General features: G+C 41.3%; 10 protein-coding genes. 5 read left to right on the top strand and 5 right to left on the bottom strand.

Going from position 1 to position 14,349, the window contains the following annotated elements; translation table 11 throughout:
* Nucleotides 1-5: 5 nt before the first annotated feature.
* The 5 genes from dnaJ to proS form a co-directional block, all read right to left on the bottom strand.
* Nucleotides 6-1,130, bottom strand: a complete 1,125-nt coding sequence (gene dnaJ / locus ACM44_RS04425; RefSeq protein WP_048498855.1) for a molecular chaperone DnaJ — start codon at nucleotides 1,128-1,130, stop codon at nucleotides 6-8.
* 58 nt (nucleotides 1,131-1,188) lie between these two features.
* Nucleotides 1,189-1,728, bottom strand: coding sequence for a nucleotide exchange factor GrpE (locus ACM44_RS04420; protein ID WP_048498854.1), 540 nt, complete (start codon nucleotides 1,726-1,728; stop codon nucleotides 1,189-1,191).
* A 123-nt stretch (nucleotides 1,729-1,851) separates the two neighbouring features.
* The gene (locus ACM44_RS04415) at nucleotides 1,852-3,183 is read right to left on the bottom strand and encodes an Nramp family divalent metal transporter (protein WP_048498853.1); all 1,332 of its coding nucleotides are present in this window, start codon (nucleotides 3,181-3,183) and stop codon (nucleotides 1,852-1,854) included.
* Nucleotides 3,184-3,308: 125 nt separating this feature from the next.
* Complete coding sequence (locus tag ACM44_RS04410) at nucleotides 3,309-4,604, bottom strand: OmpA family protein (RefSeq protein WP_048498852.1); 1,296 nt, start codon at nucleotides 4,602-4,604, stop codon at nucleotides 3,309-3,311.
* Between the two features lie 119 nt (nucleotides 4,605-4,723).
* Complete coding sequence (gene proS, locus ACM44_RS04405) at nucleotides 4,724-6,199, bottom strand: proline--tRNA ligase (RefSeq protein ID WP_048498851.1); 1,476 nt, start codon at nucleotides 6,197-6,199, stop codon at nucleotides 4,724-4,726.
* A gap of 190 nt (nucleotides 6,200-6,389) precedes the next feature.
* On the opposite strand from proS, the gene ACM44_RS04400 reads away from it, so the two are divergent.
* From ACM44_RS04400 to ACM44_RS04380, 5 genes are all read left to right on the top strand, one after another.
* The gene (locus ACM44_RS04400; RefSeq protein WP_241477135.1) at nucleotides 6,390-7,319 is read left to right on the top strand and encodes a prolyl-tRNA synthetase; all 930 of its coding nucleotides are present in this window, start codon (nucleotides 6,390-6,392) and stop codon (nucleotides 7,317-7,319) included.
* Between the two features lie 26 nt (nucleotides 7,320-7,345).
* Nucleotides 7,346-8,749 carry an OmpP1/FadL family transporter gene (locus ACM44_RS04395; protein ID WP_048498849.1) on the top strand — a complete coding sequence of 468 codons (1,404 nt, stop codon included), beginning with the start codon at nucleotides 7,346-7,348 and terminating at the stop codon, nucleotides 8,747-8,749.
* Between the two features lie 227 nt (nucleotides 8,750-8,976).
* Nucleotides 8,977-10,245 carry a glucose-1-phosphate adenylyltransferase gene (locus tag ACM44_RS04390; RefSeq protein WP_048498848.1) on the top strand — a complete coding sequence of 423 codons (1,269 nt, stop codon included), beginning with the start codon at nucleotides 8,977-8,979 and terminating at the stop codon, nucleotides 10,243-10,245.
* A gap of 26 nt (nucleotides 10,246-10,271) precedes the next feature.
* Nucleotides 10,272-11,423 carry an SRPBCC family protein gene (locus tag ACM44_RS04385; RefSeq protein ID WP_241477134.1) on the top strand — a complete coding sequence of 384 codons (1,152 nt, stop codon included), beginning with the start codon at nucleotides 10,272-10,274 and terminating at the stop codon, nucleotides 11,421-11,423.
* A 99-nt stretch (nucleotides 11,424-11,522) separates the two neighbouring features.
* Nucleotides 11,523-14,330 carry a 2-oxoglutarate dehydrogenase E1 component gene (locus ACM44_RS04380; RefSeq protein ID WP_048498847.1) on the top strand — a complete coding sequence of 936 codons (2,808 nt, stop codon included), beginning with the start codon at nucleotides 11,523-11,525 and terminating at the stop codon, nucleotides 14,328-14,330.
* The last annotated feature ends 19 nt before the right edge of the window (nucleotides 14,331-14,349 follow it).

The raw sequence follows: 14,349 nt of genomic DNA, 5'->3' as shown, positions 1-14,349 counted from the left end.
ATTATTCAATTAAACAGGTCTCTGACTTTGTCAAAGAATGTTTTCTCTTTACCTGAAGGTTCGGCAAGCATTTCACCGTTTTTCATTTGCTTTTCGAAGAATTCTTTTTGTTCTGCCGAAAGATGGGTAGGAGTCCAAACATTGATGTGCACGAACATGTCGCCTTTTCCATAGCTTTCCAAACTTGGCAAACCTTTTCCGGAAAGTCTTAGGATTTTCCCGGACTGCGTTCCTGCATCGATCTTGATTTTCACTTTTCCTCCTACGGTTGCGATTTCTTTTTGGGTTCCCAAAGCGGCTTCTGCAAATGAAATATAGAGTTCCTGATGCAGGTTGTCACCTTCTCTTTTGATGACGGAATCCACTTCTTCTTCCACCACCACCAACAAATCGCCCGGATTGCCGCCAAAAGGGGCGTCGTTTCCTTTGCCGCGAACACTGAGCTGGATTCCGTCTCTGGCACCTGCCGGAATATTGATGGTTACTTCCTCTTCTTCTTTGATCAAACCTTGCGCATTTGCTCCAGACGGGATTTTATCAGCTATTTTACCGATTCCCTGACAAGTGCTGCAATGCGTCTGAGTCTGCATTTGTCCGAACATGGTGTTCATTACTTTCACCTGGACTCCGCTGCCTTTGCAGGTTGGGCAGGTTTTGGAAGTTGCTCCTGCAGCGAGTTTCAGTTTTTTTACCTTAATGGTCTTTTGGGTGCCATTCACCATTTCTTCCAAATTGAGTTTTATTCTGACCCGGAGATTGGTTCCGCGGAGCTGCTGTCTTTGTGCACCGCCGCCAAAACCGCTGAATCCGCCACCGAAATGACCTCCGAAAATATCCCCAAATTGTGAGAAAATATCCTCCATGTTCATTCCACCGCCAAAACCGCCACCGAATCCACCGTTTCCGCTCATTCCTGCGTGTCCGAACTGGTCGTATCTCGCCCGTTTGTTTTCGTCGCTCAATACTTCGTAGGCTTCTGCAGCTTCCTTGAATTTTTCTTCGGCAGATGCATCTCCCGGATTTTTATCTGGGTGATATTTGATGGCCATTTTTCGGTAAGCCTTCTTGATTTCTTCCCCAGTAGCGGTCTTTGAAATTTCCAGGACTTCGTAATAATCTCGTTTAGTCATTGTCATAATCTTGTTGAAAAATGAGCCCCGATAAGAATCGGGACTTATATTGCTTATGTTAGTTTCCGGTCACCACTTTTGCAAATCGGATGACTTTTTCATGCAAAGTGTATCCGGTTTCGATCACGTCAACGATCTTTCCTTTCAAATCCTCCGAAGGTGCAGGAATCTGGGTAATCGCTTCATGGTAATCCACATCGAAATCGTCTCCCGCTTTGGTGTCCATCGCTCTTAATCCTTTTTCAGACAATTTGCTTTTGAATTTTTGATAGATGAGTTCCACACCTTTCAAATCGGCTTCATTGCCATATTTTGCAATTTCTTTCAAAGCTCTCTCGAAATCATCCAATACGTCCAGCATAGAAATCATCATGTCTTGGTTCGCATATTGGAAAAAATCCATTTTTTCCTTAGCTGTACGTTTTTTATAATTTTCAAACTCTGCAAAGAGCCGGATGTATCGATCTCTTTCTTCTGCCAAAAGTTCTTCTGCGGTTGGTTCTGCTGTCACATTTTCCACCGTCTCTTCATTATTATCCTGATTGAATTCTTGCTGGGAATCCATATTTTCTTCGTGTAAATCTTTGGTATCTGACATAATATTACATTTTATGGTCATGCTTTCGCAAAGATTTTGCCAAAGGAAATTTTAGGACATTTCGGCACGTTTTGATAAAATACCGACTTTTGAAGGAAATCGAATAAAATTGGCTTCGGAAGTTTAAAATATTTCTTCCACCAATAAGAATCCGTTCAGAAGAATAATGATACCGGCAATGATCCAGACGATAATTTTTAACCAAAGTTTATTGGCAAATTCTCCCATTTTGGCTTTGGAATCCGTGAACATAATTAATGGAACCACAGCAAATCCCAGCTGCATGGACAGGATCACCTGACTCAGGACCAAAAGTTGAGTCGTTCCTTTTTCGCCATACAGCATGGTGACGAGGAGTGCAGGAATCACAGCGATCAATCTTGTTATCAATCTTCGAATCCAAGGTTTTAGCCGGATGTTCAAAAATCCTTCCATCACAATTTGTCCGGCTAAAGTTCCTGTTAAAGTGGAGTTCTGGCCAGAAGCGAGTAGCGCAATCGCAAAAAATACGCTTGCGAAAGTGGTTCCCAAAATTGGTGTCAGCATTTTATAAGCATCATGGATATCTGCGACATCTTTATTTCCGGTAGTATGAAAAGTTGCTGCTGCCACAATCAAAATCGCCGCATTGATGAAGAATGCAACGAAAAGTGATGAAGTGCTGTCAATCGTCGCAAATTTGATCGCTTCTTTTTTGCCTTCCGGTGTGCGGTCATAATTTCTGGTTTGAACAATACTGCTGTGCAAATAAAGATTGTGCGGCATCACCGTGGCTCCCAAAATTCCAATCGCGATATACAGCATGGATGGGTTGGTGACAATTTCCTTTTGTGGAAGAAGGCTGCTGACTATTGGGAGGATTTCGGGTTTGCTCAAAAAAATCTCGTATCCGAAGCAGATCAAAATCACGAAAATTAATCCGGCGACTATACTTTCCAAAATTCTGAATCCTTTGGCCTGAAGAAAAAGGATGATGAAAACATCCACTATGGTAATCACCACGCCCCAAGTCAAAGGAATTCCAAAAAGTAAATTCAATGCAATCGCAGAACCGATTACTTCCGCTAAGTCACATGCAGCAATAGCAATTTCGCAGAGAATCCACAAAATAAAATTGGTGGTTGGGTTGAAGTGGTCTCGGCAAGCCTGCGCCAAATCTCTTTCGGCAACGATTCCCAGTTTTAGGGATAAGTGCTGCAGAATCATTGCGAAGATGTTTGAAATGAGAATCACTGAAAGCAACGTGTAGCCGAATTGTGCGCCACCCGCAATATCAGTGGCCCAGTTTCCCGGATCCATATATCCTACAGCAATCATGAGTCCAGGACCCACGAAGGCGAGGAGCTTCCTCCAAAAACCTGCATTTTTAGGCACATGAATGCTTGAGAAAACCTCTGGCAATGAGTCAGTGGTCTTTTGTTTTCTCCAACCGGATTTGATTATATCTGAGAGCAACCTTATTTAAATGTTAGATTAATCTAACAAAAGTAGATAAATAAATTGTAAGGTCAAAATTTTAACATAAAAAAGCCCGCTCCTCCATTTCGGAACGGGATTCAATTATGATTGATTTTTAAAAATTATTTCGCAAATCTCACCGCCATTTTTCGGTCAATAGCTCGGTCGGCATCCGAGGCTGTAGCAGGAACGGTTGCCATTTCGCTTCCGTAACCTTTAGCTTCCAAAACTTGAGAACCAACACCGGCTTTTTCTAGAGCAGCTTTGATGAATTCTGCTCTTGCTTGCGATATTTTTAGGTTCACGGCTTCGTCGCCCGTTTTATCAGTATAGCCCCCGATTTTGATTTTAACATCCGGGAAGGCTTTCAGGATCTCTACTAAATTATTGATTTGTTCTTGTGAGCCTGGCTCCAATTCAGTGGATGAACCCATTTTGAAATTTACGTTATCGAAATTATACCATTTGCCTTTCAGCGCAGCGTCATCAGCAGCATTTTTGTAGCCATCAGATTTCAGGAATGTAATCATGGATTCCTCCATTCCGCCTGTGTTTGCTTTTAGCTTGACACCATTTAGGTCGATTTCGGTTGGAGTTTTGGCGGTAGTTGTTTCGGAATTAGTCCCCATTGCTACAGCAGTATCTTGTACCACCGCAGTGGCAGTATCTGATGTGGTAGTGGTGGAATCGGTTGCTGGTTTGTTGCATTGTTTCCAGAGGAACCAACCGGCAAGTCCCAGTAATAATAAAGGCAATAACCATTTCCAGATCGATCCTCCATCTGTGTTGTCGTCATTTCTGTCGATGTTTGCGGTTGAAGTTCCGCTTCTGGTGACTTCTACTTTGGGGAGTGCGTCAGATTTTACCTGACTTTTATCCGACGCCATTTCTGGAATAGCGGCGGATTCCCAATTTCCAAATCCTAATGATGCTAAAGATAATCCGGCAGGAAGAAGAGAGGATACCATTCCTTTTTGATCTGCCAATAAGTTGCTAAGTCCTGAAGCACCAAGATTATGGTCTGCCGCATATTTTCCTAAAGATCCAAGAGCAGCTCCAGTCACCATATTCAATATTGAATTGGTATTGGAATTGCTGACGCCTGAGAAAGTGGAAATTGCATTAGTAAGCCCCACTGCTTTATCTCCGAAAATTGTGTTAAGAACGGTGCTAATCACAGAATTACCCGAAGAAGCACCTAGTAAGTCGCCGAGAATTCCGCTGGAAGCGGCGGAGGTAATAGAATCAATAACTCCAGGTTGAGTGGCGTTGTTTGCCAATCCACCTACTACTGCCGGAAGTAAGCCACTAATGGCTTTTGAAACTCCTGATTCGCTTTCGCCCAGTTGGGATGCGGCTTGTGAAATCAATGCAGAACCTAACTGCCCCTTGATAAGGTCAATAACGTTTAATGCCATAATAGTTTATTTTTTGGATTTAATAAACCAAAGTTATGCAATAATTAAAATAAAATTTTGGTTTTCCGATCAATTTATATAATTATTAACATTATTGTAAATCACAGTAAATGTATGTTTTAATACGATTTAGCGAAAATTACCCTCTGTTTCGACGGCTTTCCGGAAATCAGTGAAATTCCATTTTCTTGAGCGTTATTCAATGGAATGCAACGAATCGTAGCCTTTGTTTCATTTTTGATTTGCTCTTCTTCCTCGGCGGTTCCATCCCAATGTGCAGCAATAAAACCTCCTTTTTCTTCAAGGACTTTTTTGAATTCTTCGTAAGAATCTACCTTGGTGATATGGGATGCCCTGAAATCAAGCGCCTTTTGAAAGATGTCTTTTTGAATGGTTTTCAGTAATTCCTCAATATAAAGATCGATGTTTTCTAAAGGTTGTACAGATTTGGTCAGATTGTCTCTTCTGGCGACCTCCACTGTTTTGTTTTCCAAATCGCGTGCACCCAATGCGATTCTCACGGGAACTCCTTTTAATTCGTATTCGGCAAATTTCCAGCCTGGTTTGTTTTGATCATCGTCATCATATTTAACGGAGATTCCTTTTGCAATTAATTTCCTCTGAATTTCGCGGGCTACTTCGCTGATTTGATTCAATTGTTCTTCGCCTTTGAAAATAGGAACTATGACCACCTGGATTGGCGCCAAAGTCGGTGGCAAAACCAACCCTAAATCATCTGAGTGGGTCATGATCAGCGCACCCATCAATCGGGTGGAAGTTCCCCAGGAAGTTGCCCATGCATGTTCGATTTTTCCTTCCTTGTTGGTGAATTTCACATCGAAAGCTTTCGCGAAATTTTGTCCCAGGAAGTGCGACGTTCCCGCCTGAAGAGCTTTCCCGTCCTGCATCAATGCTTCAATACAATAGGTTTCATCAGCACCGGCAAATCTTTCGGATGGGGTTTTGATGCCTTTAATCACTGGAATTGCCATGAAATTTTCGGCAAAGTCTGCGTAAACCTCAAGCATTTTCTCGGTTTCCTCTATGGCTTCTTCCTTTGTGGAATGCGCGGTGTGGCCTTCTTGCCAAAGAAATTCGGCAGTTCTCAGGAATAGTCTTGTTCTCATTTCCCAACGAACGACATTTGCCCATTGGTTGATCAGGATTGGCAAATCGCGGTAAGACTGAATCCAGCTTTTGTAGGTATTCCAAATAATTGCCTCAGAAGTTGGTCTCACAATCAGTTCTTCTTCTAATTTGGCATCTGGATCCACGATGAGTTTTTTTGGATTATCCGGATCAGATTTTAGGCGGTAATGGGTAACCACGGCACATTCTTTCGCAAATCCTTCGGCGTTTTGTTCCTCTGCTTCAAAATAGCTTTTCGGGATAAAAATAGGGAAGTAGGCGTTTTGATGGCCGGTTTCCTTAAATCTTTTATCCATTTCATCCCTCATTTTTTCCCAGATTGCATAGCCATAAGGTTTGATCACCATGCACCCGCGAACTCCCGAATTTTCGGCAAGATCCGCTTTTACCACTAACTCATTATACCATTTACTGTAATCTTCGGCTCTTGAAGTAAGTTTTGCCATATCTTTGTCTTTTATTTTTCTATTTTTGATTTAACTTTTTGCCACCATCTCCATCTAATCTAAAAAGCTTAATTTTACAAGAGAATTTTACCGTTCAATTGGTATAATTTTGGTACAAAATGCAAATATAATTCAAATTAAAACTTTTCACCTTATCATGAAAAAATTTACCTATAAAAAATTACTTGGAATGCTTAAATCTAACAGGGTTTTAGCAATTTCCGGTGCTTTGGTCCTTGCGTCCTGTACCATTCAAACCGGGGGATACAGTGAGACCGATGGAGTTTATTATGATCCAAACAAAGATACATTGCCGGAAGGAATAGTAATGAATTCTGGAAACCGTGTTGGAGAATATTATGATTACCAGGCAAATGACGACCAAAACGTTTACCTAAACTCTGACAATAGAAACCAAAAATGGCAAGATTCCGGAAATTCCGATTGGGGCAATTTTACGGGAACGGAAACCTACTATACAGACAGTTGGGGATATTATCCTTATGGTTATTTTAGTGGGTTCGGATTTGGAATGGGCTTAGGTTGGGGATATGGCGGATATTACAATCCTTGGGGATTTGGTTATAGTCCGTGGTACGGCAATTACAATCCGTGGTATGGTTATTACAGCCCATATTATTACGGATATAGTCCTTATTACGGTTATTATGACCCTTATTATTATGCTCCTTATAATTACGGGTATGGCTATGCAGTTCCATACAAAAGGCGTGGAGCAGAAGGAATGTCCATTGGTGGCGTGAATCGAAATTCCGTTAATCAAGGCGTCAGAAACGTTGATGCACCACGATTTAGAAATACCAATACTGATGGCGGTTTCAGGAATAACAGCGGTCAGTTCAATAATAACCCGAGGATTAATCCTGTGAATCCAAACAACAATCCGCCGCCAAGAATGCGAAACAATTATCCGAATACGGTACCAAATAACAATCCTACACCAAGGTATCAGCAACCAACCAGAAGTAATGACGGAGGCGGATTCAGAAGCGGTGGAGACAGTGGATTCCGATCAGGAGGATCCAGCGGTGGCTTCAGAAGTGGTTCTTCAAACACTAGCGGAACCAGATCATCTGGAGGCGGCGGATTCAGGAGATAAACATTAATATTATTTAAAATTATAAAATGATCAGAAAATCTTTAGTGATTTTGGGCATTGCTTCAGCTTATTTTGTCAATGCTCAACAGGTTTCAATCATCAGAAACACTGCGGAAGTATATTCCAATTCTTCGGTTAACGGAACTTCCAAATACAATTCAATGGCAGGTTCCATGGGAGCTTTAGGCGGAGATATTTCCGTTTTGAATTCCAACCCGGCAGGTATCGGAGTGAATATTACGAGCGAATTTTCGGGAACTTTAGCAATTCAAAATAATAACAATTCCACAACTTCCTTCGGGAAATCTTTAGAAAGCGATATCAATAAAACGATTCTCGGAAATATAGGAGGCACAGCGGCCTTTAAAATCGAAGGAAATACGCCCTGGAAATTTATGAACTTGGCGGTGAATTTCTCCACTCAAAAAATTGACGATAAAACCCGATCAGCAGGTAACCCGAATATTGTTTTCAATTATTTGAACAGTGACGGAACTCCTTACACTGATCTGAGTTTTACTGGTCATTATTATGACCGATATGGAGAGGTTTCCAAAATGTCTGTCGGTATTGGTGGAAATTATGATAATCGCATTTATGTAGGTTTAGGCCTGAATTTCCACAATGCTATTCTGGATCAATATGACAGAGCTACTTTCTTATCTAGTGCAGATGGCAAAACTGAAATTGGAGACAAGCAATACACTCCATATTCTGAAACATCAAACGGATTCTCAGCTTCGGTGGGCGTCATCGGGAAAATTAACCCCCAATTTAGACTTGGTGCGGCTCTGGAAACGCCAACTTGGTGGAATATGGTGAGACTTTATAATGCATACAGTGATGTAGACAACGCAACTTATACCGAAGATAGCAAACTTTCAAGTCCGCTAAAAGCAACTTTAAGCGCGGCCTATGTTCCAAATAAAAATTTCGCGATCAACGTGGATTATGTCTTGGGACTCACCAAACCGAGGTTTAAAGAATACGGGCCGGCTGATGCCGAAGCAAACCAAATTCTTTCCGACAATTACAAAAATTTGTCTGAGATTAGAGTAGGAGCGGAATACAGATTCGAAGGTTTGCGTGTGAGAGGAGGATATGCGTTTGCATCAAGTCCGTTTGATAATATTTCGGTGAATTCCTACAAAGCAGATGGATCATCCGGAAATGCTTCGTTTGGAAATATGTTTGTGGGAAAAAGAAATACGATTGGAGCGGGGATCGGTTACGATTTCAGATCCTTCTTCATCGATGCGGCGTATCAAAACGTAAGTTCGGAGTACAGCAGTCCGTTCTTGGCAGGATCTTCGGATAGCCAAACCGGTTATTATACCCAGAACTTCATCGTGGAGTCTCCTGCTTATGCGGTGTCCACCGTGAAAAATAAGAAGAACAACTACTTTATTACACTAGGCTGGAAATTCTGATTTCCGGAATTAAGTGAAATAAATAATGGAAGTCCCGCCCTGAAGTTTTCAGGAGCGGGATTTTATTTGTAAGTTTTAGGTCCCATTAATAGGAGTTAACTTCATCTTAAATCAAAATTAAATTCTCATTAACTGCCATAAATTAAGGCTTTTTATTTTGTTAATGTCTCAAAAATGACTAATATTGTTAAAGGCAAATTGGTAAGAAACCTTAATTAAATCAATCTATGAAACCCAGCGTTATCTCGATAGTTTTAGGCGGCGGAAGAGGCACACGGCTTTTCCCGCTTACTTATTCCCGTTCAAAACCGGCAGTGCCCATTGCAGGAAAATACCGGCTGGTAGATATTCCCATTTCAAACTGTCTGAATTCAGGTTTCAACCGGATTTTGGTTTTGACCCAGTTCAACTCGGCGTCACTGAATTCACATATCAAAAACTCTTATCATTTTGATATTTTCAGCCGCGGATTTGTAGATATTTTGGCGGCAGAACAAAACATGGAAAACGATCAGTGGTATCAGGGAACGGCAGATGCGGTAAGGCAGTCGATGAGACATTTGGACAAGTATGATTATGATTTTATCCTGATACTTTCCGGTGACCAGCTTTACCAGATGGATTTCCGGGAAATGATTGATTTCCATTGCAAAAATGAAGGCGATATCACTATCGCGACAATTCCCGTGAATGCTTATGATGCCACAGGTTTCGGAATCCTAAAGTCAGATGACGAGGGAAATATCACTTCTTTTATCGAGAAACCATCTTCTGACCAGCTTCCCGAGTGGAAATCTGAAGTCTCCGAAAAAAGCAAGAATGAAGGCAAAGAATACCTTGCATCCATGGGAATCTATGTCTTCAGCAAAAATGTTTTGAAGAAAATGTTTTCCGAGGATCCAGGGGATGATTTTGGGGGTGAATTAATCCCGAATGGAATTGGGAAATACAAAACCCTAAGTTTTCAGTATGACGGTTACTGGACAGATATTGGAACCATTCAGTCTTTCTTTGACGCCAACCTCGATTTGACCGGAGATTTTCCCAAATTCAACTTGTTTACCAAATCCCCGATTTACACCAGAGCGAGAATGCTCCCACCATCTAAAATCCTCGGGTCCTACGTGAGCAAAGCCATTTTTGGGGACGGAACCATTGTGATGGCAGACAAAATAGAGAATTCAATCGTGGGAAATCGAAGCAGAATAGACAAAGGAAGCACCCTGATGAACACCTATATGATGGGTTCGGATTATTATCAGGACACCGCTGAGATCATTGCAAATGATAAGGAAGGCAGGCCAAACGTGGGAGTGGGGAAATACTGCTATATAGAACGTGCAATTTTGGACAAGAACTGTAGAATTGGCGATAATGTGAGAATTATTGGTGCAAAGCACCTGCAAGACGGTGATTTTGAAACCCATTCCATTAAAGACGGAATCGTGGTTGTGAAGAAAAATGCCGAAATTGCGCCCGGAACACATATTCCTTAAATTGATTGGGAGACCGCTTCAAACTGATGCTGTCTCTTTACTTTTCCTTGGAAATTGAGCAGGATGAACGTGTTGGAGTTTCCTGTTTCGATCCATCATTTTCAATTCCGGAATTCCAATTCAATTCCCTATTTTTGCGCATGCGATTTCTAAAATTCGGTATTATCTTTTTGCTTTTTTTGGCTGCGCTCTATGCGGTTTCTATGAATTTTGTGGATGAAAGTAAGAACTTCACCATCGAAAAGGAAATTAATTATCCTGTAGAGAAAGTGTTTCCACAATTCAATAATCTGCAAAACTTTGCTCGCTGGAACATGTTCTTTAGCGAAGATCAAAATATGAGCTACCAATTTTTTTCCCCCTATGAAGGAAAGGGAAGTTCCATGTCCTACCGGGATCTCAAAAACAGCAGCACTTTTGGTGAAATCTATATTCGGTATGAAAACCCGCTTCGCACGCTGAGATACCAGCTTTTTGAGGGAAAACATAGCAGTCCTTATTTAATCGATATCAAATTTAAAGGTGAAAATGAAAAAACAAAAATCACCTGGATCATCCACACGCCTAAACAGCCCTTTCTCAAACGTTCTTTGAACCTTGTTACCGAGGATTATATTGCAGAAAATATTGACAAAAGCATGAAGAACCTTTTCACTATTCTGGGTAATAAAGTGGATAAGGAAGTACAAAGAAAGAATCTGAAATTTGACAGTTTGATGGTGGAAAATGTCCAGAGTCAGCTCCTTTTCGGTATCAACGTGACTACCAAAAATACGAAGGACGCACTGTTCAAAAGTATTGTGATGAACCATAACAAAGTGCTGAATTTTGTCACTATGGATTTAGCCAAAAGAAGTGACGAATATGGCGAACCGGTGATGATTACCGATGCAGATAATTTTAAGGACAAAGAGGTTTCGTATTTCTATGGGATTCCGCTCTCCAAAAAAGTGGGGATTTCAGATAATAATTTCAGCTTCAGAACATTAAATGCATCCAGAAATTACGTGATATACTATCAGGGAAGCTATGCGGGAAGGATTAAATCCATACAAGAACTGCTCCTGAAAGCAAAAAAAGATTCCTTAAGAAGTGGAGATCTTCAGCAGACTTTCTTGGAACAACCAGACAAGGAAAACAATGCCGTGATCAAATTATCTCTACCCGTTTTTAAATAATATGTTTTAACTATTTTTAAAGGACTGTTGGCTTTATTACTTCACTTATTTTCCCTAAATTTGTGGTTTAAATAAAATTCAACAGTTAACCTGTAAAAAATGGACAAATTTTCATTTCTGAATGCCGCTCATTCACAGCTGATTGAGGACCTATACCAACAATACCAAAAATTCCCTGATTCTCTAGAACCTTCCTGGAAAGCATTTTTCCAGGGATTTGATTTTGCTCTGGAAAATTATGGCGATGATAGGCCGGAAAGCCAAGCGGTTTCCGCACCACAAAATCTAACCCAGTTTGCCAACCAGCAAGCTGCAAGCGGACAAATTTCGAACGATATTCAAAAGGAATTCCATGTCCTGAACTTGATTGAAGGCTACAGACAGCGTGGCCATCTTTTCACCAAAACCAATCCGGTGCGCGAAAGAAGGCATTATGAGCCAACTTTGGCCATCGAGAATTTTGGACTCAGCAAAGAAGATTTGCAAAAAAAGTTCAATTCCGCAACTGAAATCGGAATGAGCGGAGCTGCTACTTTGGCAGAAATCATTACCCGCCTGGAAAATATTTATTGTGCCTCCATCGGTACAGAATACATGCACATAAACAATGTAGAAGAAAAACTCTATATCCGAAAGTGGTTGCAGGTGAATGAAAACAAAGCAAAACTCAGTGCTGCCGAAAAAGTGGAGATCCTGGAGAAACTGAATCAAGGTGTTGCTTTCGAAAACTACCTCCATACCAAATTCGTGGGTCAAAAGCGCTTTTCTTTGGAAGGGAACGAATCTTTGATTCCTGCTTTGGACCAGCTGATCACCAGATCTTCTCAATTGGGAGTTGATGAGGTGGTTTTGGGAATGGCTCACCGCGGCAGATTGAATGTTTTGACCAATATTTTCGGAAAGTCCTACAAAGAAATTTTTTCAGAATTTGAAGGAAAGGAATTTACCGAGGATATTTTCTCCGGTGATGTGAAATACCACCTGGGTGCTTCCAAAAAAATTACCACAGAAAATGGCGAGCAAGTTTCCATCAACCTAACTCCGAACCCTTCGCATTTGGAAACGGTAGCTGCGCTTGTGGAAGGAATTTGCAGGGCAAAAGTGGACAATAAATATAAAGACTATAAAAAAGTGCTGCCCATCGTCATCCATGGAGACGGAGCGATCGCCGGACAGGGAATTGTGTACGAAGTGGCACAAATGATGACTTTGGACGGATATAAAACCGGTGGAACCATACATATCGTGGTGAATAACCAGGTTTCTTTTACCACTAATTATTTGGATGCCCGATCATCTATCTATTGCACCGATATCGCGAAAGTTACGGAATCTCCTGTGATGCACGTGAATGCGGATGATGTGGAAGCCGTGGTGCACGCAATACGTTTTGCTGCGGATTTCCGTGCCACGTTCGGAAAAGACGTTTATATTGATTTGCTGGGATATAGAAAATATGGTCACAATGAAGGTGACGAGCCAAGATTTACCCAGCCCAATCTCTATAAACTGATTTCTAAGCATCCTAATCCAAGAGAAATCTACAAAGAAGTTTTGATTAAGGAAGGCATCGTTTCGGACGAAAAAATGAAGGAGATGGAAGCGAAGTTTAAGGTTTTGCTTGATGCAGATTTCGATGCCGCGAAAGAAATCGAGAAAAACACGATGGATGTCTTTATGGCAGATGACTGGAAAGAGTTTCCGATGTGTGCCAAAGGCGATATGCTGAAACCGGTAAACACCGGCTTTGACCTTAATGAATTGAAGGATTTGGCAATCAGAATGTCAACTTTACCAAAAGATAAAAAATTCATCAGCAAAATCACCCGACTTTATGACGCAAGATTAAAGGCTATTGACTCCAATTCTTTGGACTGGGCGCTAGGTGAATGGTTGGCTTATGCCACTTTGCTTACGGAAGGAAATAACGTGAGAATTTCCGGTGAAGATGTAGAAAGGGGAACTTTCTCTCACCGTCATGCAGTGGTGAAAACGGAGGATACCGAAGAAGAGTACATCCCGTTAAGACACATTTCCGAAAGCCGTTTTGATATTTATAACTCGCATCTTTCCGAATACGGCGTACTCGGCTTTGATTACGGATATGCGATGGCTTCACCGAACACCTTGACGATTTGGGAGGCGCAATTTGGTGACTTCACAAACGGTGCACAAATCATTGTAGACCAATATTTGGTTGCTGCAGAAGAAAAATGGAAAATCCAGGATGGATTGGTGATGCTGCTTCCACATGGTTCCGAAGGACAGGGTGCAGAACATTCTTCGGCACGACTGGAGAGATTTTTGACACTTTGTGCGAACGAAAATATGACCGTTGCCAATGCGACCACTCCTGCCAACTATTTCCATCTCTTGAGAAGACAGATGAAATGGAATTTCAGGAAACCTTTGGTGGTGATGACCCCAAAATCATTGCTTCGTCACCCGAAAGTAGTTTCTCCATTGGAAGATTTCGCAAATGGTCAATTCCAGCCAATTTTGGACGATCCAAACGCAATTCCGGAAAAAGTGGAAAAATTGGTGCTCTGTTCAGGTAAAATCTATTATGAATTATTGGCTAAGAAAGAAGAACTCAATTGCGACACGATTGCTTTGGTGAGAATTGAGCAGCTTTACCCGCTTGCAACAGACAAAATTGAAGAAATCTTTGCAAAATATTCCAACAGAAAATCTCTGATTTGGGTTCAGGAAGAGCCGGAAAATATGGGAGCTTGGAGCTATATGTTAAGAAATTTCAGAAATACAGACATGCAGGTGATTGCTCCGGTTCCAAGTGGAACTCCGGCTCCGGGAAGTCACAAAATGTTTGAGAAGAATCAAAACGCGATTATCAATAAGGTTTTTGATCGGGACGATGCGCCAGTGAAAAGACCGGTCACCGCTTAATGACAACTTAATTTTTAAA

The sequence above is a fragment of the Chryseobacterium koreense CCUG 49689 genome (assembly GCF_001045435.1).
Taxonomy (GTDB): domain Bacteria; phylum Bacteroidota; class Bacteroidia; order Flavobacteriales; family Weeksellaceae; genus Kaistella; species Kaistella koreensis.
This window is presented reverse-complemented; position numbering and strand designations above follow the sequence as displayed.